Source organism: Halorhabdus sp. CBA1104 (assembly GCF_009690625.1).
Taxonomy (GTDB): Archaea; Halobacteriota; Halobacteria; order Halobacteriales; family Haloarculaceae; genus Halorhabdus.
In genome coordinates, this window is the sequence record NZ_CP033878.1 from 2,393,250 (window position 1) to 2,415,347 (window position 22,098).

The 22,098-nt window shown below is 60.5% G+C and carries 22 protein-coding genes; 15 read left to right on the plus strand and 7 right to left on the minus strand.

Going from position 1 to position 22,098, the window contains the following annotated elements; genetic code table 11:
- Positions 1-82: 82 nt before the first annotated feature.
- From Hrd1104_RS11885 to Hrd1104_RS11895, 3 genes are all read left to right on the plus strand, one after another.
- Entirely contained in the window at positions 83-430 is a 348-nt protein-coding gene (locus Hrd1104_RS11885) for an ArsR family transcriptional regulator (RefSeq protein ID WP_154552958.1), read from the plus strand.
- Between the two features lie 368 nt (positions 431-798).
- A complete protein-coding gene (locus Hrd1104_RS11890) occupies positions 799-2,682 on the plus strand; it encodes a hypothetical protein (RefSeq protein WP_154552959.1) in 1,884 nt (627 codons plus the stop codon).
- A 105-nt stretch (positions 2,683-2,787) separates the two neighbouring features.
- Positions 2,788-3,309 (plus strand): hypothetical protein, encoded by a 522-nt coding sequence (locus Hrd1104_RS11895; protein ID WP_154552960.1) that lies wholly within the window; start codon positions 2,788-2,790, stop codon positions 3,307-3,309.
- 585 nt (positions 3,310-3,894) lie between these two features.
- Here Hrd1104_RS11895 and Hrd1104_RS11900 read toward each other — a convergent pair.
- The 3 genes from Hrd1104_RS11900 to Hrd1104_RS11910 all read right to left on the minus strand — a co-directional run bounded on the left by Hrd1104_RS11900 (position 3,895) and on the right by Hrd1104_RS11910 (position 6,511).
- Positions 3,895-4,425, minus strand: a complete 531-nt coding sequence (locus tag Hrd1104_RS11900) for a hypothetical protein (RefSeq protein WP_154552961.1) — start codon at positions 4,423-4,425, stop codon at positions 3,895-3,897.
- A gap of 343 nt (positions 4,426-4,768) precedes the next feature.
- Complete coding sequence (locus Hrd1104_RS11905) at positions 4,769-5,113, minus strand: MarR family transcriptional regulator (protein WP_154552962.1); 345 nt, start codon at positions 5,111-5,113, stop codon at positions 4,769-4,771.
- 99 nt (positions 5,114-5,212) lie between these two features.
- Positions 5,213-6,511, minus strand: coding sequence for a tyrosine-type recombinase/integrase (locus Hrd1104_RS11910; RefSeq protein WP_154552963.1), 1,299 nt, complete (start codon positions 6,509-6,511; stop codon positions 5,213-5,215).
- Between the two features lie 286 nt (positions 6,512-6,797).
- Here Hrd1104_RS11910 and Hrd1104_RS11915 point away from each other — a divergent pair, with 286 nt between their 5' ends.
- Positions 6,798-7,298 (plus strand): molybdenum cofactor biosynthesis protein B, encoded by a 501-nt coding sequence (locus Hrd1104_RS11915; protein WP_154552964.1) that lies wholly within the window; start codon positions 6,798-6,800, stop codon positions 7,296-7,298.
- Positions 7,299-7,351: 53 nt separating this feature from the next.
- On the plus strand, positions 7,352-7,846 hold the full coding sequence (gene moaC, locus Hrd1104_RS11920; protein WP_154552965.1) for a cyclic pyranopterin monophosphate synthase MoaC: 495 nt from the start codon (positions 7,352-7,354) through the stop codon (positions 7,844-7,846).
- Positions 7,847-7,885: 39 nt separating this feature from the next.
- Here moaC and moaA read toward each other — a convergent pair whose 3' ends face one another.
- The gene (gene moaA, locus Hrd1104_RS11925; protein ID WP_154552966.1) at positions 7,886-8,923 is read right to left on the minus strand and encodes a GTP 3',8-cyclase MoaA; all 1,038 of its coding nucleotides are present in this window, start codon (positions 8,921-8,923) and stop codon (positions 7,886-7,888) included.
- Between the two features lie 113 nt (positions 8,924-9,036).
- Here moaA and glp point away from each other — a divergent pair, with 113 nt between their 5' ends.
- Positions 9,037-10,248, plus strand: a complete 1,212-nt coding sequence (gene glp, locus Hrd1104_RS11930; protein WP_154552967.1) for a gephyrin-like molybdotransferase Glp — start codon at positions 9,037-9,039, stop codon at positions 10,246-10,248.
- On the opposite strand, the gene Hrd1104_RS11935 is transcribed toward glp, so the two are convergent.
- Both Hrd1104_RS11935 and Hrd1104_RS11940 read right to left on the minus strand, forming a co-directional pair.
- Positions 10,238-10,483 carry a DUF2061 domain-containing protein gene (locus Hrd1104_RS11935; protein WP_154552968.1) on the minus strand — a complete coding sequence of 82 codons (246 nt, stop codon included), beginning with the start codon at positions 10,481-10,483 and terminating at the stop codon, positions 10,238-10,240. The two genes, glp and Hrd1104_RS11935, sit on opposite strands and share 11 nt — an antisense overlap.
- Positions 10,484-10,573: 90 nt before the next feature.
- The gene (locus tag Hrd1104_RS11940) at positions 10,574-11,401 is read right to left on the minus strand and encodes a molybdopterin synthase (protein WP_154552969.1); all 828 of its coding nucleotides are present in this window, start codon (positions 11,399-11,401) and stop codon (positions 10,574-10,576) included.
- 103 nt (positions 11,402-11,504) lie between these two features.
- Between Hrd1104_RS11940 and Hrd1104_RS11945 the strand changes: the two genes are divergently transcribed.
- The 3 genes from Hrd1104_RS11945 (at position 11,505) to Hrd1104_RS11955 (ending at position 14,351) form a co-directional block, all read left to right on the plus strand.
- A complete protein-coding gene (locus tag Hrd1104_RS11945) occupies positions 11,505-13,364 on the plus strand; it encodes a molybdopterin biosynthesis protein (protein ID WP_154552970.1) in 1,860 nt (619 codons plus the stop codon).
- Positions 13,345-14,004, plus strand: coding sequence for a molybdenum cofactor guanylyltransferase (locus tag Hrd1104_RS11950; RefSeq protein WP_154552971.1), 660 nt, complete (start codon positions 13,345-13,347; stop codon positions 14,002-14,004). The genes Hrd1104_RS11945 and Hrd1104_RS11950 overlap by 20 nt, the downstream gene beginning before the upstream one ends.
- 71 nt (positions 14,005-14,075) lie before the next feature.
- Positions 14,076-14,351 (plus strand): hypothetical protein, encoded by a 276-nt coding sequence (locus Hrd1104_RS11955; RefSeq protein ID WP_195837590.1) that lies wholly within the window; start codon positions 14,076-14,078, stop codon positions 14,349-14,351.
- Here the strand turns inward: Hrd1104_RS11955 and Hrd1104_RS11960 are convergent, their stop codons facing one another.
- Positions 14,352-15,038, minus strand: a complete 687-nt coding sequence (locus Hrd1104_RS11960) for a helix-turn-helix domain-containing protein (protein WP_154552973.1) — start codon at positions 15,036-15,038, stop codon at positions 14,352-14,354.
- A 233-nt stretch (positions 15,039-15,271) separates the two neighbouring features.
- On the opposite strand from Hrd1104_RS11960, the gene Hrd1104_RS11965 reads away from it, so the two are divergent.
- Genes Hrd1104_RS11965 through Hrd1104_RS11990 form a run of 6 tightly spaced genes read left to right on the plus strand, consistent with a single transcriptional unit; the run spans position 15,272 to position 21,956 of the window.
- On the plus strand, positions 15,272-15,847 hold the full coding sequence (locus Hrd1104_RS11965; RefSeq protein WP_154552974.1) for a hypothetical protein: 576 nt from the start codon (positions 15,272-15,274) through the stop codon (positions 15,845-15,847).
- Positions 15,840-16,490 (plus strand): ubiquinol-cytochrome c reductase iron-sulfur subunit, encoded by a 651-nt coding sequence (locus tag Hrd1104_RS11970; protein ID WP_154552975.1) that lies wholly within the window; start codon positions 15,840-15,842, stop codon positions 16,488-16,490. The genes Hrd1104_RS11965 and Hrd1104_RS11970 overlap by 8 nt, the downstream gene beginning before the upstream one ends.
- The gene (locus Hrd1104_RS11975) at positions 16,465-17,877 is read left to right on the plus strand and encodes a cytochrome bc complex cytochrome b subunit (RefSeq protein WP_154552976.1); all 1,413 of its coding nucleotides are present in this window, start codon (positions 16,465-16,467) and stop codon (positions 17,875-17,877) included. The genes Hrd1104_RS11970 and Hrd1104_RS11975 overlap by 26 nt, the downstream gene beginning before the upstream one ends.
- Positions 17,870-18,055, plus strand: a complete 186-nt coding sequence (locus Hrd1104_RS11980; RefSeq protein WP_154552977.1) for a hypothetical protein — start codon at positions 17,870-17,872, stop codon at positions 18,053-18,055. Before Hrd1104_RS11975 ends, Hrd1104_RS11980 begins: the two co-directional genes overlap by 8 nt.
- Complete coding sequence (locus tag Hrd1104_RS11985; RefSeq protein ID WP_154552978.1) at positions 18,052-20,907, plus strand: molybdopterin-dependent oxidoreductase; 2,856 nt, start codon at positions 18,052-18,054, stop codon at positions 20,905-20,907. Before Hrd1104_RS11980 ends, Hrd1104_RS11985 begins: the two co-directional genes overlap by 4 nt.
- The gene (locus Hrd1104_RS11990) at positions 20,907-21,956 is read left to right on the plus strand and encodes a 4Fe-4S dicluster domain-containing protein (RefSeq protein WP_154552979.1); all 1,050 of its coding nucleotides are present in this window, start codon (positions 20,907-20,909) and stop codon (positions 21,954-21,956) included. The genes Hrd1104_RS11985 and Hrd1104_RS11990 overlap by 1 nt, the downstream gene beginning before the upstream one ends.
- Positions 21,957-22,098: the final 142 nt, after the last annotated feature.

A 22,098-nucleotide genomic window follows, 5' to 3' on the forward strand; every position in this document is an offset into this window, starting at 1 on the left:
CACCAAAACAACTTATAGTTTATCCAGCCGCCTATGAGTGGGAGGAGAAACTCTATAATAGGAATTGCCCACTAGTACGTGTATGAGAAAGCAGGGCGATTGGATGGCTAACTGGGACGATCGATTTTTAGAGTACATCTATGACCATGGTGGAGGGACACCAACGGAAATCGCAGATAGTGAACATATTCGAGTTTCAAATCAATATATCTCAAAACGACTTCGAGAATTGTCTGATCGAGGTCTACTAAACCGGATCGGTAGAGGGTCATACACTACTACGAAAGCGGGGCGATATTATTTGGCAGGTGCATACGATGCAGAGAGCGAAGAGTTTCTGGAGCAAGAACTAAGAAATTATCAGTGGTTGATTATTGAGTCCGAGAATAAGCTTTCAGACTTTAAATCCTGGCTCAATAAAAAGGGCTGATCAACCCCGTAATTTCAGTATACTGTGATGCCATCCCGATTAATAGAGACCGAGAAATGCGTAATCATCCCAGTCAGTAATCTACTTGCATTTTGATCATCGAGACGTACTGCATCCCGAAGTTGGACAATGCGATATGTGGGCGCGAACACCTGCTTTGCGCCCTTACCACCCAATTATTGGGTTTTATGTGAGCACCGAATGTTCTCAGGGGTAACATCGCATCTCCGGCACACATGGCATCGTGTACATATTCATTTGACTCGCAAGACTGGCAGGAGAAGCACGGGGTAGATATTATTGATCACTGGACGTGGGACTGTCCCCACGAGCAATATGGAGAAGATACTGAGCGATGTATATTCCATATGTCGAGCGACGCTCGAGATGCTGCAGGGATTGGTGAGGAGGAGTTTCGGGAACGGTTTATCGAGGATATCCTCCGGGGCGAAGAGAATGAATTGCATGGGGCGATCCTTGATGATTTGCCGCTGGATTTTCTCTCACTCCGGAACACAGCAGACCAGCCGATTAACTTGCGGGCGAACGCATTTCAACAGCTGTCATTCGCGAATTCTCAGGTACGAAGCGCCATACTGCTAGACTACAGTACGTTTACTGATATTGATGTCTCCCATGCCGTGTTTGACCACGCATTAGGCCTGCAACGCGTCGCTGTTGACGGCACGTTTTTGGCAGTGATGTCGGATTTGGATAGAATATACGGAGAAGGACTGACAGTTGCCGAAATCGACTTTACAGAAGCCGAGATCAACCGTGCTGGGTTCCACGAAGCACATATCGATGTCTTCCGCTGCCCCAACGCCCATCTTTCCGTGATTCTGGCTGAGGCGACATTTTACGAGGAATTTACCGTTGATAATGCGACGTTTGAAACAGTAGTTGATGGGCAAGAGGCTACGTTCGAGTGCTCTTGTACCATCAGTGAGGCTGAGTTCGCGGACAAGCTCCGTCTGGAAGATTCAACGTTTGACGACGGTCTAAAAATCGAAGACTCGGTACTCCAAGGCGTAGGGCTAGCGCATGCAGATGTGGCTGGCGACCTGCAGATTTCAGACTGTACAATAGACACACTGGTCCTAGATGCCGCAACCATCGACGAGGAGCTGTGGGTTCAAGGAACGTTTGAGGAAACGCTCCGGGCTTCTAAGACAACCTGTGGGAAAGCATGGTTCAGCGATGTCACAACGGACAAAGTGGATATATTTGATATCGATGTCGATCAACTTCTCATCTCAGCAGATCACGTGGACGAACTCCATATCAAGTCCTCCGATCTCCCATCACTCCACATTAGCGATGGCGAATATGGATCAATCGGGTTAACCGATTCCGTCATTAGAGATTTCGCCGCTATCGGCTGTGAGATTCATTCACTGAACCTCGTTGAGGCTACAATTAATGGCGATCATCAACAGAACGAAATCGGCGACACGAGGTTTAGAGGCACCGAAATTCACGATATTAGCTGGCGAGGAAGTCCCGTAGACAAGGACGCCGAAATCAGGTTTGTTGGGGGATCTCTTGAGGAGGGTGCTCTTCACCAACCAGACAACGGCAAGTTCCGATTTGTCTTCTATCAAACTACTGTTGGAACCATCCACTTCCACAATACCAACGGCGACGATCTGCAGCAGGCATATTTTGTTGCTCCCGCCTTCGACAATTTCCCATTCGACGACTACACAACCGAACTCGCCCCCACCTGGCGATTGAATGTTAACCCAGAGTTTGAAGACACAGACTTTGAACCCGGCCAACTGGAAGCATACCAGACGTACCAATCAGCACGAGCCAGTGCCGGAGCTTCCAACCAAGAAGATGCCCGTGCCGGGTTTTACAAACGTGAAATGCAGTATCGAGGCGATATTCTTAGAGACAGATGGGGTGAGGACCGGCACTGGGACTCCTTGTTCAAATGGCTCGAACTGCGGTTACTGGACTGGATTTGCGGCTATGGTGAGGACCCTGGCCGGCCGGTTCTGATTGCGACTGGAACCATTAGCGTATTCGCCGTGATTTACACTTGGATGCTCTGTGGCACTGGGACAACAGCTGGCAACTTCCTCACTGGAATTACGCTAAGCTTGCAAGCATTTGCGACACTGGTATTCGGTCCGAGTCAAACGTTTTCTGGATTGCTCGGTCGGTTCCTGACAAGTCTTGAGGGCGTGATTGCCACGCTTCTGATCCCCTTCCTTGTGTTCTCTCTCACGAAGTCAATCGACTAGGTTTAGAAAAAAGGTCGTCAGCTGTGGAGAAGTTTGATACTGCTCCATCAATCCTCCTAGGTGTATTACCGCAAGTTACTACGCCTATTCGTAGGAATGTCGAATATGCTGATTGATGCACTCGTACGGATATTCGGGCCGAATCTCCCAGCGTTCGGGTTACTGGTCGTCGGGATCGCTGTCGAGAAATACTACGTTAGTCGAGTTACCGTATTCACGAACGTTTTAGCGCTCAATGTGTCGTTTCTGAGCTTGGATCAAGCGCCGAGACTCCTCGTATGGTACGGTGACATTGGGCTGCTGCTCGGTGTGTACGGTATGGCTGCGTATCTTCTTGATATGAAGACGTGGCGGTTGTACAACCTGCCTGCGTTCACGATGTACGCGTCACTACCGGTCGCGGCCGTGGTTCTGGCGGCCCCAAGTGACTGGTGGATTGCGCTGCTCCTCGCTGGAGTTGTGAACTTTGTTGGAGGCATAGTGTTAGAGTCAGAGGGGGTTGCAGTGGCGCACTGGGGGCCACGCCATGGGGAGGTGAGTCGGTTCATCCGGACGAAAACGATGGAATTCGTCGATCCGTATGGCGTGCACCAGAAAGTGGATGTTGAAATCGGATTCGAACCGTGATACGCGAGGTTGGCCATAACAGGCCTACAAAACCATCCATAGTGGACTGTGTTCAGAGAATCCCTTACTGCGCGCATCTGTGCTGGCAAACAAGTTCATCTTCTTCGGATGCCTCGAAAGTAGCTAACCATCCACCCTGGAAGAGACAGAATAGCGAGGAGCGTAAGCACTGCTCGTAGGCCGAACAAGCCAAATACGTCTCCGATGAGAGGATCGAAAAAGTAGGAGAACGTGAGTAGTGTCCCGGTATCCATCCCCGCGAACAGTAGTGTGATTCCACTCAGCCGAATCAAATCAAGGTTGTTCGCGTACCCCAGTTCCAGTCCTAACAGCCCAGCCACGACAAGTATCCAGAGAAGAGACGCCCCTCCGCCGCTGCTTATGAGATCTGTCTTTCGACTACTAAACATCGATGTCCCCCAGTTCAACGTCTGTAAAAGATCGCGGCCCAGCCCCATGTTATCCCTTGTAGGGGTTTAGAGAGCATTATTAAAAACAGTACGCCAAATAACGTGTACTCTCCAGATAACCTCTCAAAGCGAGATTCAGCCCTAATTCCCGTCTATTCAGTAGGCAGTCGCCTGTTCACCCGAAGACGCCTATTGCAAGGAGAATTTGGATTAGAGCGAACACAATCAGGATAACCGACGTCCCGACCATGGCGAGCTGCATATGTTTCGGTCGCCGTATCGACGCGTTGTAATCTGATTCATCCCACACGGAGAAACTGTACGCTGGGTCAGCCGAATTCCGTCTGCCCGAATTCAATTCCCAGCGATGTGACTCGTTTTTACTGGCCGCCCCAGACGTTGCGATCCCGAGAACACCGTGCCCTTCGTACGCAAGGACTTTCCCGCCGACAGTAACCGTCGTTTCCTCACCGTGGTCTAATGGACCAAATTCAACCTCACCGGCGTGTACGACTTGCATCGGGTTCGTTTCAATAGTCCATAGAATCTCGCTTCCCTCTGAGAATTCGTATTTCGCGTCGTTGTTCCGTAAGTGGATATTGAACTCCGGTTCGTCACTCGTGAAATACACTGGGTCAGGTTCCTCAACGGGTTCGACGTTGATTTCTAATCCGTCGAAAATGTTGATCGTCTGTGTTGCCGGCATCCTATCACAGCCTTACTGTCTGCTTCCAAGTGGTCAGTCAAAAGTCCTCTCAACCCTACTGTTTCATAGACCGGGGTTTCTGGAACGCCTCCACACCCAATCTGTTCTTTGAACCGATACAGCACGCAATATAGCACACTATGTATAGAATCGAAAGCCGAGAAACCACTCTTCCGGAGGTGGAGATTGGTGAAGTTCAACACGAAGTTGTGACAGCGCTCACAGAACAGTTACGCAGCCACCATTCCACGAGAAACCCTGACAACCAAAGATGTCCGTGTAGACTCGGACTTCCAAGTCGAGTGGTCAATCAACCCGGAAACTGGACAGATCAAAACCGAACTCAAGAAGAGTTCAACTCCTCTTCCCAATCAGTTACTGCGTATATATCGTCGTCGGGAGCAGTCTCATGTAGGCGTTTGGCGGCGTCAACCGACTTAAGTCGAGATTTGATATCTTCTGCACGATCTGAGTCGACGTAGTAATCATCCTGATCGTGTTCGACGAGATTCTTTTCGAGGAGATCATGTAGCGTTTCAGGCGCACTTGCTTCGTTGACGTCTGCGTGTACAGCGATTTCAGAGAGAGTGAACCGCTCTCCTCGATTGCGTACCAGGAAGCTGAGTACCTCGTACTCGTCGGTCTTCGGGAGCACTGGGAACGTCTCGTGATCTCGGGAGTCGTCCATGATTGTATTATTGACGAATCACACTGAAGCCTGTGAACTATTCTACGATAGACTTATTTCGGTCAACTGGAACCGAAAGCCGATCTCAATTTTCCCATCTCATTCGACTGCTTCGGTGAAGCTTGCTGCCGCATCGATCAGTTCCGCATCGCCACCAAGTGCTTCGACGAGCGGTTCCATCTCCTCGAGCGTTTCGAGGAGTTCTGGGTTTTCCTGAGCGATTCGGAGTAGCTTTCGCCGTTGCTCGTCTTCCCGTTCTTCGAGTTCCTGTACCGCATCGGGCTCCATTGCTTGGTGACACCAGACGCAGAAGGGTTCGTCACGTGGAGTCTGCTTGTCGCACCGAGGACACGTGAGGGGAGTCCGATCTTCCGTTTTCTCTGTCTGTACCTCGAGCCCTTGGAGCTCTGCGTACTGGTTATTCTCGTTTTCAGGCCCGAACTCTGCGATGTACCGCCGTGCATGGTCAGAGGTCGGTTTCCTGCCTTGTCGTTCGTTGATGAACGACTCATTCGCTCCCTGTTTGGCGAGCCAGTAGGTGTTTGATTTCCGGAAGTTCGTAGGTGTCACAGGCTTATCGATGTCCGCTCGCCGTCCTGCCTCCTTGAATCGGCCAAGGAACGTTTGGTAGCTCGCATTATCATGAGGGTCGTCGAGATTACACCAGAGGAATGCCTGGTCGTCGTCTGGTGCGGGATGCTTACTGAGCCACTGCTGTAAGTAGGGAACGCTGTTGATCAGGGTGACTGAATGCTCCCCTTGTTTCCCGTCGAGACTGATCTGGATTCCGTGGTCTGCGTCGTTCACTTGCCCCATCCTAACCTCGTGCATCTCCTCTCCTCGCGGTCCGAGTTCGTGCGCGACTGTGATTAGGGCCTTGTCCCGGGAATTGGTCGTTCCCTCGACGGCCATTCGTTTGGCCTCCTCCCAATCCAGCATATCTGACCGGCTGGGCGAGGGGTCGTAGGAATTGCTCGTGCCTGTTGGAATCCACGCCAGCGAGTCCGGCACTTCATCATCTGCCATCTTGAGAGTCCGTTTACCAAAGATACGAAGCGCGACCCGGTAGTCTTGATTCGTCTCTTCACTGTATTCTGGAACGCCTCGTTTCCGGTTGATCCACACGACAATCTCTTCGGCAGCATCTCGACTTTCGAGCGCGTCGGCGAGCCCACCAATCTGCTCTGCCATAATGACGCAGTGGCGGAGGAGTTTGAGGTGTCTATAGTCGGTGTATTTCGAACTTAGCAGGTCGAGTTGCCGACTGAACTCGAGGAGGGCTTCCGCGTCATCCTCGGAGATCGACGGTGCGCTCTCGTCATCAGGCTTCTCGTCCGCCAGACCTGACCGTTTCTTGATTCTTTCTTGGAGGTGTTCGATTTGGTCTCTCGTCCCCATCTCTGCTTATATGTTTTATTTGCTGGGCTTTAACCCTTCGCCCTAAAGCCGGCCCTTGGCTTTTTGCCTTTTGAGTGGTAGTTGCGATCGTGACACAATCGGGGTACAACTGCACTTCACCAAACTGGGGTGGATTGATAGCTGAGTGGAAGTCACATTCATCGGCGACAGTTGGGTCCTCAGTCTCGGTTCGAACTAGTGGTGTGGATCAGCTCTTAGCACTACCCTTATTGGAGCAATTTTCGACGACGGTGGGCTCTTCTATCAGGCTCCCGACTACCCACGCATGAGTCCACATCACGACCACGGTGTCGATGAGGTGTCGATCGCCCTCGTGACGATTTCAACGTCCCGGACCAAAGCGACGGATGCTTCGGGTGATGCCATCGTCGCGGCGGTTACAGACACTCCTGGTGTGACGCTTTCTGACCGGCGACTCGTCGACGATGATGCCGACGCAATCGAGACGACGCTTGGTAACCTCGTGGCCGATCCGGATGTCGACGCGATTGTCACGACGGGTGGCACGGGGATTACGCCGGACGACGTGACAATTGATGTCGCCGAGGACGCCTTCGAGGTCGAACTACCGGGGTTCGGTGAACACTTCAGGCGACGCTCGATAGAGGATATTGGCACGCACGCGATTGCGACCCGGGCGACTGCTGGCGTCATCGATCAGACCGTTGTCTTTTGCCTGCCCGGCAGCGAAGCCGCAGTCACGCTCGGGACTGAAGAGATCATCTTGCCGGAAATTGCCCACCTCGTTGCGATGGCGACTCGGTAGCGTTGATCAGGCGTGCCCGAACCTACAACATCGGGCGCGGTCAAGGCTCGTGCATGACCGAGGAGTTTACCCACGTCAAGGATGGGGCGGCCGACATGGTCGACGTCGGCGAGAAACCATCAGCGAAGCGACGCGCAGTTGCGGCTGGGTCGATCGTGCTCACGCCTTCCACTCTCGAGGCGATTCGCAAGAACGCCGTCGCGAAAGGTGACGTTCTCGCGACAGCCCGCATCGGCGCGATACAGGCGGTCAAACACACTTGGGAGACGATTCCGCTCTGTCACCAGATTCCAATCACGAATGTCGAGACAGATTTCGCTCTCGACGACGAGGCGATCACTCTCCGCGTCGCCGTCGAGACGACCGGCCAGACTGGCTGTGAAATGGAAGCCTTGGAAGGCGTGACGACGGGGCTAAATGTCGTCTGGGATATGGTCAAGGCTGCCGAGAAAGACGCCACTGGTGAGTATTCCGGGACGGCGATTCAGGACGTCCGGGTCGTCGAGAAGACCGTCGACGAACTCGACGCGGGTGACGCGATGGGCTGACAGGCTCGGCTTCGGTGGCACGCTGGTTTCATACCCCGGTCAGTCGTCGGTACTCGGAGTCGGCACGTCGCGGTCGGCGTACTCAGGATTTCGCACCCATTCGCCGTCCTCGCGGGTCATGTACTCACCGTAGTAGGGGACACGCTCGGCGACGGCGGTTTCGAACGCCTCGCGGATTGCCTTCCGGGAGCACTCGCCAAGCGAGACACGCTCGTCGGGGCGATTGAGACAGCCCATCAGGTGCCCTTCCGGCGTCACCCGCACGCGGTGGCAGTTCGCACAGAAGTCTTCGTTGCCAACTGGATCGACGATCTCGACGATGCCGATACCCTCGCCCGCTTGTGCTGTCGACCCATCGCCTGTGGCGTCGGCCGCGCCCGCTGGGATGTGGTAGCGGGTCCGGTCGTGCATCTCGCGCGATTCGATCTCGACGGCCAGACCGGACAACCAGTCGTGGACGCGCTCGATTTCGACCGCCCATTCTGGACTTCCAACCAGTTCCGGCATGAATTCGATGAGTTGCAACACTAATTCGTCCCGGCTGGCGACATACTCGACCAGGTCGGGGATGTGATGGGCTGTCTGTTCGAAAACGACCGCGTTGAGCTTGACGGGATCGAGCCCGGCCTCGCGCGCGGCATCGATCCCTGCAAAGACCTGCCCGGACGCGCCGGCGTTCGTCAGATCGGCAAACGCCGCCGGGTCGATCGCGTCTCGCGAGACGTTGACGCGCTCGAGGCCGGCCGCGGCAAGTGCTTCGGCTCGATCCGGGAGGAAGACGCCGTTGGTCGTCATCGAGACCTCGAGGGCGTCGGGCGCGCGCCGGACGATCGCTTCGAGGTCCTCGCGCAACATCGGCTCCCCGCCGGTGAGCTTGACGGCATCGACGCCCACGTCGGCCGCCACGTCCAGGACGCGGACCACTTCGTCAGTCCCCAGTTCGTCCTCGCGGGGGGCCATCGGGCCGCGGGTATCACCCAAGCCCTCGTTGTGGCAATAAACGCAATCGAAGTTACACCGGTCGGTCAGTGACACCCGGATCCCGGTGAGCGCTCGATCGAAGCGGTCCGCAAGCATGTTCGATATCCAGTGACCCAGGTACCTAAAAGGCGCGCCCGTTCCACACACTCGGTAGGTGGACCGAACATGGTCCCGACTCGCTTTTTGCTCGGGGGCTCTCAACCCCGGACATGGCTGATCGTCACCGAGCTGGGTTCCAGTCGGTAACAAGACTGGCTGACGCTCGCCGGCAATGGCTGGACCTGATCGCGCCACACGACCGGATCGATTCTGTCCCTCCGGACGAGGCCGCCGGTCGGGTACTCGCCGCGTCGGTCGACGCACACCGACCGGTCCCACACTTCGAGCGAGCAGCAATGGACGGGTACGCTGTCCGGGCAACCGACACCACTGGCGCAGGCGCTCGGTCTCCCCGACGGTTGCAGCCCGCCAGTGGGTCGATCTCGGCCGGCGACGCCGTTCGCGTCCATACCGGGCAGCCGATCCCCGAGGGAGGTGACGCCGTGGTCATGATCGAGCACGTCACCCAACGAGCGGACGAACTCGCCGTCGAGTCAGCCGCCGCGCCTGGCGAGAACGTCTCCCCGGTTGGTGAGGATATCCCAGCAGGCAAGACGTTGTTCGATGCGGGACATCGACTCGGGCCGGCCGACATCGCGCTCTTGAAGGCGACCGGTGTGACAGAGATACCGGTCAGGGACCCGCCGACCGTCGGGGTCGTTCCGACTGGCGAAGAACTCGTGGCGGCCGACCCCGACCCGGGTGAAGTTGTCGAGACCAACGGGACAATGGTCGCCGGACTGGTCGAGCAGTGGGGTGGGCAGGCGACGAAAGCTGAGATCGTGACCGACGACGTTGATAGACTATCTGATGCCATCGTGAGACGAACCGACCGGGATTTGCTCGTGACGACTGGGGGCTCATCCGTGGGCGATCGTGACCTGCTGCCCGAGGTTATCGAGTCGGTCGGCGAACTGGTCGTCCACGGCGTCGCGATCAAGCCCGGCCACCCTCTCGGATTCGGGACCGTCGACGAGACACCGGTGCTGATTCTCCCGGGCTATCCAGTCTCGTGCTATGTCGGTGCGCTTCAGTTACTCCGGCCGTCACTGGCCCACGCTGTCGGACGTACTCCGCCGTCGATTCACACTTTCGCGGCGGAACTGGACGGCAAGATAGCCAGCGAGCCGGGTGTTCGCACCTTTGGGAGAGTGCGCCAGAGCGAGGACAACCCCGATCGTGTCGAACCGATTCGGGTCGCGGGCGCGAGCGTGTTGTCGAGCGTCACTGCTGCTGATGGCTGGGTGGTCGTCCCCGAGTCCGTCGAGGGATACGAGGCTGGCGAACGCGTTCGAGTCGAGGACTGGCGGGCTACCCGCTGACGTCTTCAACGCCCCACGCAATCCGATCCCAGAGGCGCTCGTACCCGTAATAGGTCCCTGTTTTGACGACGTTCGTGACCAGCCCGATACTGAACGCTTGGTCGAGTTCCCCGGTCACCGCCAGCGCGACCACGATGGTAATGAGGATCATCACCGTCCGGTACAGCAGCGTCTTCACGATGGCCCGCGAACGAGCCTGTCGGGCCTGGTTTCGAAAGAGCGAACGGATCGACATGTATCCCATCACTCCCGCCGGCTACTCGAAAGCCCTGGTGAACTCACTCTCGGGTGCGGAACGCGGATTGCCTGACTTCACCCGCTCACGCTATCGTTCGTGGGCCCAGAAATCGTCTTCGACGGTCACTTCCTTTTTGAACAGCGGGACTTCGGCTTTCACACGATCGATGGCGTCTTCGACTGCGCTGAAGGCCTCGGCCCGATGCCCGGCGAGGACGACCACGTAGACGACGTCTTCGCCGGCTTCGACGACGCCCGTCCGGTGATGGACCAGCACTTCGAAGACACCCTCCCGGTCGGTCAACTCTTCCCGGATTGTCCTGATGCGTTCGGCAGCGACCTCGTCGTAGCGCTCGAATTCGAGGGATTCGGTCCGGGCGTCCTCGGGGGCGTCTTTCACCCGGACGCGACCGGTAAACGTCGCGATCGCACCTGCGTACTCGGCCTGTTCGGACCCGACTGCCCGCGCGATCAGCGAGTCCAGCGTCACGTACGGCTCGACACTTTCGATCGCCTCGACGGCGGCGTCCAGATTCACACCGTCGGCCGAACTCGCGGCTAAGAGTGTCTCGCCGGTGTGGTCTCGCCCGCCCAGCGCGATCGTCGGGAGAGTCGCGTCGCTGTATCCCTCGACGAGCACGTACTCGTAGTCGGGCGCGAGGTCGTCCAGAACAGCCCCGAGTGTCCGGTCAGTCCCCGTCCCGAACCACGTTCCGTCGGCCTCGATCCCGTAGGTTTCGGCGGCACCTGCCTCCCGGTGGCGGGCAGTGTCAGTCCCGGTGGTGTCGATGTCGGGAGTACACCGGAGGTGTTTGACGGTTGCGACCGGTCCGCGATCGGCGAGTCGCTCGGTCAGACGTTCGATTAGCGTGGTCTTTCCTGCATCGGAGGGGCCGACTATCGAGACCGGCTTCATCGTTAGGGTAGGGGGGATCGGTGCCCTTGAACCTGCTGGCGAAAGTGTCCAGCCGAACGCGTTCACCGGCGTGCTTTTCGGCGCCCGGGGCCTACGAGATCCTATGACAGAGCGCCGGGAAATGCGCGAACTGGTAACTCCCGAAGACGCTCGCGAGGCGATCGCGGCCGTCGAGCGGCCCGCCCGGACTGAGGCGGTTCCAGTCGAGTCCGCGTCGGGCCGCGTACTCGCCCAACCAGTCACGGCATCGATCGACGTGCCCGGCTTCGACCGGGCGGCGATGGACGGCTACGCCGTCCGGGCGACAGATACGACGGGGGCCGGCGAGACGAACCCTGTCGAACTCGGTGTCGAGGGCTCTTTGGCGGCCGGGGAGGAGCCAGATTATCGGGTCCGGCCGGAAACGGCCATCGAGATCGCGACCGGCGCCGTCTTGCCGCCCGGCGCCGACGCCGTCGTGAAAGTCGAGCGTACCGAGCGTCGGGGCGAGACTGTCGCCGTCGAGCAGGCCGTCCCATCCGGAACGAACGTCGCACCCGCGGGCAGTGACGTCGCGGCCGGCGATCGCACGTTGAGTGCCGGGACGCGACTCGCGCCGCGAACGCTGGGGCTGTTGTCGGCGATCGGCCAGGAGACTGTCACTGTCCGTGCGCGCCCGGACGTCGGCGTCGTTTCGACCGGCGCTGAACTCGTCGCTCCCGGTAGTGCCCTAGATCACACTGCCGGCCAGATCTACGACGTCAACGAAACCACTCTCACCAGCGCGGTCCGGGCGGCAGGCGCGAATCCGGTCCCATATGGTACGGTCGAAGACGACGAGGACGCGATTCGCGAGACGTTACAGCGAGCGGCCAAAGAGTGCGATCTCGTCCTTACCTCCGGGTCGACGAGTGCTGGGAGCGGCGATATGCTGTACCGGATCGTCGAGGAAGACGGCGAGTTGTCCGTCCACGGCGTCGCGATCAAGCCCGGCAAGCCGACAGTCGTTGGCCGGTACGGCGGGACGCCGCTGGTCGGGCTGCCAGGCTATCCCGTCTCGGCGCTGTCGATCTTCCGGTTGCTGGTCGCGCCCACGCTCCGCCGGTGGACGGGCACCGAGCGGGACGCCGAAACCGTCACTGCTGAGCTGGCCGTCGAGGAACGGTACGCCGAGGGACGCCACCGCGCACTGCCGGTCGGGTTGATTCGGGACGGTGCGGACGAACTCTTGGCCTATCCCGTCGACCGAGGGAGCGGCGCGACGACGAGCCTGGCCTACGCCGACGGGGTCGTCGAGATGCCGGCCGACACGCGCGTCTTGCCGGCCGGCGAACGCCTCGCAGTCGAACGGTTTTCGACGGCCGATCGCCCCCCTGCCCTGCTGGCAGTTGGGGAATCAGACCCCGGATTTGCGGCTGCGATCGCCGGGATCGACGCGACCCGTTATCGCACGATTGGAACCCGCGGCGGTGCCCGCTGGCTCCGGGACGGTATCGCCGATGTCGCCGTCCTCACCGGCGATTCCCACCCCGGGGACAGCGAGACTCTCGCGACCTGGACGCGCGAGTGGGGCGTGGTCCTTTCTGCGGACGCGACCGACGTCGAATCGCTCGATGAGCTGGCCGTCGGTGACTATCGACTGGTCAACCGCGACCGTGAGTCGGGGCTGCGAGCGGTCTTCGACGCGGTGATCGACCAGCGAGCCGAGCCCGAGGCACTGCGGAAGTCGATCGACGGGTACGATGTGGCGGTTCCGGGCCTCGAGAGTCCTGCCCGCCGGGTCGCCCGCGGTGACGCGGATGCCGGGCTTGGCCTGCGATCGACCGCGAGTGATCTGGGACTGGCGTTCCTGTCGCTTGGCACCCAGCGCGTGCGTGCCGTCGCAGCGACCGGTCGAACCGGGAAATCCGCGGTCACATCGCTGGCACGAACCCTCGATGAGGCTCGCTTCCTCGCCGGTCTAGATGGCTATGCAGCCGACTGACGAAGCGACGGCAGTCGTCCTGGCCGGTGGGGGGAGCCGCCGCTTCGCCGATGGTTCGAAAGCCCTCGCTACCGTCGACGGGGAGCCGATGCTCGAACGCGTCGTCCGAACGGCCGCGTCAGTGACTGATGGGACGCCGATCGTCGCCGTGGGATCGGCCGACCAGCGTGAGGGCTATGCCGACGCCCTGGATACAGCCGTCCGGTTCGTCGTCGACGCTGGCGATCGTGCGGGGCCGCTCGCAGGGTTGGAACGCGCTGTCACTGTCGCTGACTCGGGGTGGCTGCTCGTCCTCGCCTGTGACCTTCCGCTTGTCGACCCGAGAGTGCTCTCCTGGCTTGCAGACCACCAGTCCCCGGAAATCGACGCGATCATCCCGGAGACCGGCGGCGAGACCCACCCCCTGCACGCGTGGTATCGCCGCGAGTCCCTCCGCAACGAACTGGTTACCAATCCAGAGACTCAAAGTGTCCGTGAGTTGCTCGACGGACTGGCAGTCCGGCCGATTCCGGCGGCGGAACGCCCGGACGAATTCGATCTGGCGCGGTCGGTTCGGAACGTCAACACGGTCGCCGAGTTGCGACGCGTCCGGCAGGCCATCGACGACGAGCGGGCGGATGGTGAGGCGGCCGATCGATAGTTTCCTGGCGCCTACCGACGCCGAAGATGTTCGATGAAGACTATTAGCCGGTCCTGGTCTTCCGTGGGTCTGTGCAGTGTTCCGCGAGCCGAGCCGAACAGGATGATCCCAATGTACAGGCGGCTGCCCGCCGACTCCGCGAGCGGGCAAAGCGAGAGAAGCGGCGCCAACTTGCAGTGGCCCGCCGGGATGTCGATGACTGCCACCACGAGGCCCTCGAACAACTGGCCGACCAACTCGTCGCGAGACTGCTTGCCCGGCCCCAGGCGGCGCTTTCGCTGGCCGAAGAGTGTCACGACGAGGAACTTGCGGAGACACTTCTCTCTCTGTACGATCTGGACTCTTGATCAGTCCCCATCGGGCTTCTTTCGTGGGGACGTCCGGCGCTCGCCGTCTGTTTCGAGACACTCCGCGAGTAGCTTCCGCTGGGCGGCCGCCAGGTGTTCGGTGAACGTCGGCGTCGCAATCCCGAGGGTGTCGGCGATCTCCTCGGCGCTCGCTCGCCGTGGGTACTCGAAGTAGCCCCGCTCGTAGGCCGTCCGGAGCACTTCCCGCTGGCGAGCAGTCAGTTCGTCCGGATCAGTGACCCACAGCGGGCCGGCGTCGTTCTCCGGCGCCGCACGGACCAGTTTCCCGACCTGAACGCCGTCGTGGGTCTCTCGCAGTGCCGAGACGATGGCGCGGATTCCGTCGAGGTCCCGGGCGAGGACCGTCACGAACAGGGTACCGTCGGCGGCCTGGACGTCCCGGACGGTACAGCCTTCGCGCTCGATACACTCACAGACACAGCCCCGGCCGGGCGTGCGCGCTAGCCGGTAGATGGTCCGGCGGTCGTCACTGAAGATGGCTGTCGCGTCGCCGAGGGAATCCGGCCGCTTGCCGTCCCGGACCGTGAACTCGTCGTGGACGCGTCCCTCGCCGTCCGGGACGCCACTTCGCGAAACCGACGCGACCGGCCCACACTCCCGGGACGCGGCCGCCACGTCGCACTGCTTGGGGTCCTCGACGACGAGTTCTGCCCGAATTCCCTCCATCGTCTATATCTACTACCGGACGATCCATATTTCATTTGGGCCGAACGGGTTCGGGCTGGGCCACCATTCGCTTATAAATGCCGTCCCGAACATATTTTACAATATTCTAACATAAAGGCCCTCAGCGTTGAGGTTCTGTAGCTTTGGGGGTTGGGGAACAATCACGAACTGACCGACGTCTCCGCTCATCTACCGCTGTCCCGAGCGCGAGACATCAGTTCACAGTGATCAACATGAGACGGTCCACACTCGTCATCGCGGTCGTGGTGCTCGCCGTACTCTTGCCGATGTGGTTCGTAGCGCTGCACGGCGAGCCCCCCGCAGCAGAGATCGCGATCGACCAGAGCGTCTCCGAAATGCAGCCCTTGGGGAGCCTGGTCGATACGCCGAACAAACTCTCGCCCAGCCAGGTCGGGGTGATCATCTGGGTCGTCCTGTTTGCCCTCGTGGGCGTCCTGGCCGCCGCCCACCGGTTCATGAACCGGGCAGTGCGGCGATCGAGTCCAGGGGATTCCCCTTCGCTCCCGGATCGACTCCTCCCCTGGCTTGAGACCGAAGACCGGTGGCTGGTCGCCTACGAGGACGCGCCGGACTCGATCGAGGGCCTGGTCGCGATGGCCGGCCTGACGGTGCTTTCGATCGTCTTTGCCGCGCTGTTCACCGGCGAATACCTCACGCTTGCACGCACCCAGTACTTCGGGCTGTACGCGACCGGGCTGTTCCTCTCGCTGGCTCTGCTCACAGTCGCGTATTACGCCTGGTTCATGCCCCACGTTGCGGTGGCCGAACGGAGGGGTCACGGTGAGTGACGATTGCCCCTGTGAGTCCGACGGAGACCAACCTCCCGTCCGGCCGAGCCTCTTCGACGACGACCGGGCGACACTCCAGCGCCGTGACATCGCCAAACTCCTGGCGACGGGGGGCGGACTCACTGCTTTGGCCAGCCTCGCCGCACCGCTTGCGGGCCTCCAGCAGGTCTTCCAGCGCACCTACACCGGCCCGATCTACGGTGAGAGTATCCCGCTGGTTGATGGGGACGGCAACCGGATCACGCCCGATCGCCTCGAAGCAGGCGAGCAGTTGACGGTGTTCCCCGAGCCCCGGCCCGGGATCGGCGACGCACCCACGCTGCTCGTGCGCTTCCCCGAGACCGACTACGGCGACGGGACCGAACTCGCCTACACCGTCGAGGGCTATGCGGCCTACTCGAAGATCTGCACGCATGCGGGCTGTACCGTCTCCGATCGGGAGGACGACACACTCGTCTGTCCGTGTCACTACGGAAAGTTCGATCCGACAAACGGTGCGGCAGTGACAGGGGGGCCGCCACCCCGAGCGCTGCCCCAGCTCCCGATCACGCTCGCCAGCGACGGCCATTTGATCGCGACGGGCGACTTCGACGGCCACGTCGGCGCGGGGGTGAGTGATGTCCCGAACTCGCCGCCTCTATGACTGGTTCGACGACCGCCTCGATCTGGGTGACGCCGAGGATTTCCTCGGGAAAGCCTTCCCTGCCGAAGACTCGTTCCTGCTCGGGGAGGTCGCGCTGTTCTCCTTTGTGATGCTCGGGCTGACTGGCATCTTCTTGGCCTTTTTCTACGAGCCGTCGACAGCAGAGATGACCTACGAGGGCAGTGTCGCCAAATTCCAGGGCGAAGACCTGCCGGCAGCCTTTGGCAGTGTCCTCCAGTTGACCTACGACGTGCCTTTCGGCATGTTCATCCGTCGGTTCCACCACTGGGCGGCCCACCTCTTTGTCGCCGCGATCGGCCTGCACATGCTGCGGGTGTTCTTCCACGGGGCCTACCGCAACCCACGGGAGATCAACTGGGTCGTCGGGACCGTGCTGGCGATCCTGGCGATGGGGGCGGCTTACACTGGCTACGCGCTGCCCTTCGACGAGTTCGCCTCGACGGCGACCGGGATCGGCTACAACATCGCCGGCTCGATCCCGATTCTGGGAGATGCTATCGCCGCGATCGTCTTCGGTGGGGATTTCCCCTCCAGTGCGACGATCCCGCGATTGTACTTCTTACACGTCTTCTTCATTCCGGCGCTGATCGCCGTTGGCCTGGCGGCCCACATGGGGCTGCTCGTCCGGCAGAAACACACCGAGGCACAGCGTGAGGAGGACGTCGAGCCGGTCGATTCGTCGGCGGCCGCCGACGGTGGGGTCAACCACGATACCGTCGATCGCGAGGACGATAGTGTCGTCGTCGGGCTCCCGGCCGTCCCCAATCAGGCGGCAGTCAGTGCTGTCGTGTTCTTCCTGACGCTGGCGACGCTCTCGGCACTTGCCGGGTTTCTGCCCGTCCACAACATCGCCGAGTACGGGCCGAACAACCCGGCGGGCACGCCTGCGCTGATCATGCCCGACTGGTTTTTCATGTGGCTGTATGGCTTCCTGAAAGTCCTGCCCTCCTCGCTGGGCTTTCACATTGGCCCGATCGAGATCAGCGCGGAGTTCCTCGGCGGGGTCGCCCTGCCGGCGCTGGTCTTCCTGGCCGTGTTCGCCTGGCCCTTTATCGACCGGCGGCGGGAGAGCGTCCACTTCACGGCCGATCCCTTCGAGCGACCGGTCCAGACGGGCGTCGGGGTCGCCGGCGTCGTCTTCGTCATGATCGCCTCGATCGCGGGCATGAACAACCTGCTCGCGGAGGCGCTGGGGACGACGACTGGTGCCGTCAACCTACCGCTCCTGGCCGCGATGATCGTCGGTCCGATCGCTGCCTTCGGCATCGTCCACTGGGCGATCACCCGCGAACGCGAGCCCGACGAGTCGCCGGCAGGATCGGACGACGACACAGCCCAACCAGTGGAGGTGCCCGACGATGAGTGAGTACCTGCCGGCGCTGTCCGGCCGGACGTATCGACGCGTAGATACGGCGAGTAAACTCGCGGGCCTGGCGGTAGCGACTGCGGCCCTGGAGGTTGGGCCGACGACCGCTGCCGGGATCGTCCTCGTCGTGATCGGAGCGATACTCGCGACTGCAACCGTCTTCATCGAGAACCAATGAGCGACGCAAATCCATCCGACGACAGTACAGACGGCCTCTCGCGCCGTGACTTCCTGCTGGGTGCCGGTGCGGCCGGCGTGGTCGGCGCGACCGGCCTGTCGGTCGCCGACCGGGCACTTGACGGCCTCGAAACCGTCGAGGACCCGATCGGCAATTACCCCTACCGCGACTGGGAGGACTTCTACCGCGAGGAGTGGGACTGGGATTCGGTCGCCCGTTCGACCCACTCGGTCAACTGCACCGGCTCCTGTTCGTGGGACGTCTACGTCAAGAACGGCCAGGTCTGGCGCGAACAGCAGGCCAACGACTACCCCCGCTTCGACGAGAGTCTGCCCGACCCCAACCCGCGGGGCTGCCAGAAAGGGGCCTGCTATAACGACTACGTTGACGCCGAACAGCGCGTCCAGTACCCCATGCGCCGAACGGGCGAGCGTGGGGCTGGCGAGTGGGAACGCATCTCTTGGGACGAGGCCCTGACGGAGATCGCCGAGCACGTCATCGAGGAGGTCCAGGCTGGCCGCTACGACGCGATCTCCGGGTTCACGCCGATCCCGGCGATGAGTCCGATCTCCTTTGCGTCGGGAACCCGGCTGGTCAACCTCCTGGGCGGCGTCTCCCACTCTTTTTATGACTGGTACTCCGACCTGCCGCCGGGCCAGCCGATCACGTGGGGCCACCAGACCGACAACGCCGAGAGTGCCGACTGGCACAACGCCGAGTACATCATCGCCTGGGGGAGTAACATCAACGTCACGCGTATCCCCGACGCGAAGTACTTCCTCGACGCCGGCTACGAGGGCGCAAAGCGCGTTGGGATCTTTTCGGACTATTCCCAGACTGCTATCCACACCGACGAGTGGATCGCCCCGGACCCCGGGACCGACACCGCCCTGGCGCTGGGGATGGCCCGCACCATCGTCGAGGAAGGTCTCCACGACGAACAACATCTCAAAGAGCAGTCGGACATGCCACTGCTCGTCCGGGAAGACACGGGCAAGTTCCTTCGGGCCGACGAAGTGCCGGATCTCGATGTCGACGCCGACGAGCCCGAGAAGGTCATGGTCATGCAGGACGGCGACGGGAACCTCCGCTCTGCGCCTGGCTCGCTGGGCGAGCGGTCGGGGAAGTACGACGATTCGCTGTCGATCGAACTCGACTTCGACCCCCAGCTCGCCGTCGAGGATACCGTTGCGACGACCGACGGGCAAGTCTCGGTCACCTCGGTCTGGAACAACCTCCGGGAGGAACTGGCCAACTACACGCCCGAGTACATCGCCGAGGAGACCGGCGTCGGGGCCGAAACCCACCAGCAGATCGCCCGGGAGTTCGCCGACGTCGACCGCGGGAAGATCATCCACGGCAAAGGTGTCAACGACTGGTATCACAACGACCTTGGCAACCGCGCGATCCAGTTGCTCGTGACGCTGACCGGCCACATCGGCCGGAACGGGACTGGCGTCGATCACTACGTCGGCCAGGAGAAGATCTGGACGTTCAAAGGCTGGAAATCCCTCTCGTTCCCGACCGGCTCCGTCCGTGGTGTCCCGACGACGCTGTGGACCTACTATCACGCCGGAATCCTCGAAAACACCGATCCGGATACGCGCGCGAAGATCGAAGAGGCCGTCGAGAGGGACTGGATGCCGGTCTATCCCGAGGAACGTGAGGACGGCTCCCGACCCGACCCCTCGACGATGTTCGTCTGGCGTGGCAACTTCTTCAACCAGGCGAAAGGCAACATCGCTGTCGAGGAAGTTCTCTGGGACAAGCTGGATCTCGTCGTAGACATCAACTTCCGGCTGGACTCGACGGCGCTGTACGCTGACATCGTGCTGCCGGCCGCGAGCCACTACGAGAAACACGACCTCAACATGACGGACATGCACACCTACGTGCATCCGTTCACGCCCGCCGTCGAACCCATCGGCGAGTCCAAGTCCGACTGGCAGATCTTCAAGGAACTCGCGGCGAAGATCCAGGAGCTCGCCATCGAGCGGGACATCGACCCGATCGACGACCGCAAGTTCGATCGGCAGATCGACTTGCAGTCGGTCTACGACGATTACGTCCGAGACTGGAAGACCGACGAGGCGGGTGGTCTGGAAGAAGACAAGGCCGCCTGTGAGTTCGTCCTCGAACACTCGACGGAGACCAATCCCGACGACTGCGGCGAGATAACTTTCGCCGATACCGTCGAACAGCCCCAGCGCTTCGAGGCTGCGGGCGGCCACTGGACTTCCGATCTGGAGGAAGGGAAAGCCTACGCGCCCTGGAAAGACTTCGTTCAGGACAAGGAACCGTGGCCTACCCTCACGGGCCGCCAGCAGTATTACATCGATCACGACTGGTTCTTAGACGTCGACGAGCAGTTGCCCACCCACAAGCGCCCGGTCGAGACGAACGACCAGAGTGAGTATCCGCTGCGGTACAACACGCCCCACGGCCGGTGGTCGATCCACTCGACGTGGCGCGACAGCGAGAAGATGCTCCAGCTCAATCGGGGCGAACCCGTCGTCTTCATCCATCCCGAGGACGCCCAGCATCGCGGGATCGAGGACGGCGACACCGTCGAGATCTACAACGATCTGGCGACCATCGAGGCCAACGCCAAAATCTACCCGGCCAGCGAACCCGGAACGGTCCGGCACTACTTCGCCTGGGAGAAGTACCAGTACCCCAGTCGCGACAACTTCAACTCGCTGATCCCGATGTACATGAAACCCACCCAGCTCGTCCAGTACCCCGAAGATTCGGGCGAACACCTCCACTTCTTCCCGAACTTCTGGGGACCGACCGGCGTCAACAACGACGTTCGCTGTGATATCAGGCCCAAAGAAGGGGGTGAGGACTGATGGCCCACGATGACGTCGAGATCGCCGACGGCGTCGACCACCAGGTTGCGATGGTGATGGATCTCAACAAGTGTATCGGGTGTCAGACCTGCACGGTCGCCTGCGAGACCCTTTGGACCGAACGGGAGGGCACCGAGTACATGTACTGGAACAACGTCGAGACCCGCCCCGGATCCGGCTACCCACGTGACTGGGAATCGAAAGGTGGCGGCTGGGAATCCGCGGAGCACAACGAGCGCTCCGTCGGGGAGATCCCCTCCCAGCAGGATTACGGCGAGAACTGGGAGTTCGATCACGAGGGCATCCTCAAGGAGGGCGAGGACAAGGCCCTCAAACCCGAGAACGGCGATCCCGAGTGGGGGCCCAACTGGGACGAAGACCAGGGTGCCGGCGAGCATCCCAACAACTACTACTTCTACATGCCGCGGATCTGCAACCACTGCACCCATCCCTCCTGTGTGGAGGCCTGCCCCCGGAAGGCGATCTACAAGCGCGAGGAAGATGGCGTCGTCCTGGTCGATCAGGAGCGCTGTCGGGGCTACCGATACTGTGTCGAGGGCTGTCCCTACAAGAAAGTCTACTACAATGCCGTGACGAAAAACAGCGAGAAGTGCGTGTTCTGTTACCCTCGCATCGAGGGCGAGGGACCGGACGACGAGGTGCATCCGCCGGCCTGTGCGGATCAGTGTACGACCCAACTGCGGCTGGTGGGCTACCTCGACGATCAGGACGGGCCGATCTACAAACTCGTCGAGCAATACGAAGTTGCCCTCCCGCTCCATCCGGAGTACCAGACGACGCCGAACGTCTACTACATTCCGCCGGTCGCCCCGCCACAGCACTCAGAGGACGGCGAGAGCGTCGACGTCGAGCGCATTCCCCGATCCTACCTCGAAGAGCTGTTCGGCGAGCAGGTAAACGACGCCCTGGACACGATCGAGCGCGAACGCGCCAAGGTCGAACGCGGCGGCCACAGCGAACTCATGGAGATCCTCCAGGACAAGAATCCTGCCCAGCAGTACCGTTTGGAGGTGTTCGACGATGACTGACGACAGGAACGAATCGTCGAGCTCGGGACGCTTCGCCTCCCGGTGTTCGACGATGACTGACGACAGGAACGAATCGTCGAGCTCACCAGACGAGCGAAGCGAGTCTGGGGGTGTTCCAATGAGCGAACGAAGTGAGCGAATT

Excerpts from the sequence above, each read along its gene's own strand:
- Hrd1104_RS11935 (WP_154552968.1), bottom strand. The coding sequence starts at position 10,483 with ATGTCGATCCGTTCGCTCTTTCGAAACCAGGCCCGACAGGCTCGTTCG.
- Hrd1104_RS11940 (WP_154552969.1), bottom strand. The coding sequence starts at position 11,401 with ATGAAGCCGGTCTCGATAGTCGGCCCCTCCGATGCAGGAAAGACCACG.
- Hrd1104_RS11960 (WP_154552973.1), bottom strand. The coding sequence starts at position 15,038 with ATGGAGGGAATTCGGGCAGAACTCGTCGTCGAGGACCCCAAGCAGTGC.
- Hrd1104_RS11890 (WP_154552959.1), top strand. The coding sequence starts at position 799 with ATGTCGAGCGACGCTCGAGATGCTGCAGGGATTGGTGAGGAGGAGTTT.
- moaA (WP_154552966.1), bottom strand. The coding sequence starts at position 8,923 with ATGCTTGCGGACCGCTTCGATCGAGCGCTCACCGGGATCCGGGTGTCA.
- Hrd1104_RS11895 (WP_154552960.1), top strand. The coding sequence starts at position 2,788 with ATGCTGATTGATGCACTCGTACGGATATTCGGGCCGAATCTCCCAGCG.
- Hrd1104_RS11990 (WP_154552979.1), top strand. The coding sequence starts at position 20,907 with ATGGCCCACGATGACGTCGAGATCGCCGACGGCGTCGACCACCAGGTT.
- Hrd1104_RS11915 (WP_154552964.1), top strand. The coding sequence starts at position 6,798 with ATGAGTCCACATCACGACCACGGTGTCGATGAGGTGTCGATCGCCCTC.
- Hrd1104_RS11885 (WP_154552958.1), top strand. The coding sequence starts at position 83 with ATGAGAAAGCAGGGCGATTGGATGGCTAACTGGGACGATCGATTTTTA.
- Hrd1104_RS11965 (WP_154552974.1), top strand. The coding sequence starts at position 15,272 with ATGAGACGGTCCACACTCGTCATCGCGGTCGTGGTGCTCGCCGTACTC.
- Hrd1104_RS11950 (WP_154552971.1), top strand. The coding sequence starts at position 13,345 with ATGGCTATGCAGCCGACTGACGAAGCGACGGCAGTCGTCCTGGCCGGT.
- glp (WP_154552967.1), top strand. The coding sequence starts at position 9,037 with ATGGCTGATCGTCACCGAGCTGGGTTCCAGTCGGTAACAAGACTGGCT.
- Hrd1104_RS11985 (WP_154552978.1), top strand. The coding sequence starts at position 18,052 with ATGAGCGACGCAAATCCATCCGACGACAGTACAGACGGCCTCTCGCGC.
- Hrd1104_RS11945 (WP_154552970.1), top strand. The coding sequence starts at position 11,505 with ATGACAGAGCGCCGGGAAATGCGCGAACTGGTAACTCCCGAAGACGCT.
- moaC (WP_154552965.1), top strand. The coding sequence starts at position 7,352 with ATGACCGAGGAGTTTACCCACGTCAAGGATGGGGCGGCCGACATGGTC.
- Hrd1104_RS11910 (WP_154552963.1), bottom strand. The coding sequence starts at position 6,511 with ATGGGGACGAGAGACCAAATCGAACACCTCCAAGAAAGAATCAAGAAA.
- Hrd1104_RS11980 (WP_154552977.1), top strand. The coding sequence starts at position 17,870 with ATGAGTGAGTACCTGCCGGCGCTGTCCGGCCGGACGTATCGACGCGTA.
- Hrd1104_RS11905 (WP_154552962.1), bottom strand. The coding sequence starts at position 5,113 with ATGGACGACTCCCGAGATCACGAGACGTTCCCAGTGCTCCCGAAGACC.
- Hrd1104_RS11975 (WP_154552976.1), top strand. The coding sequence starts at position 16,465 with ATGTCCCGAACTCGCCGCCTCTATGACTGGTTCGACGACCGCCTCGAT.
- Hrd1104_RS11900 (WP_154552961.1), bottom strand. The coding sequence starts at position 4,425 with ATGCCGGCAACACAGACGATCAACATTTTCGACGGATTAGAAATCAAC.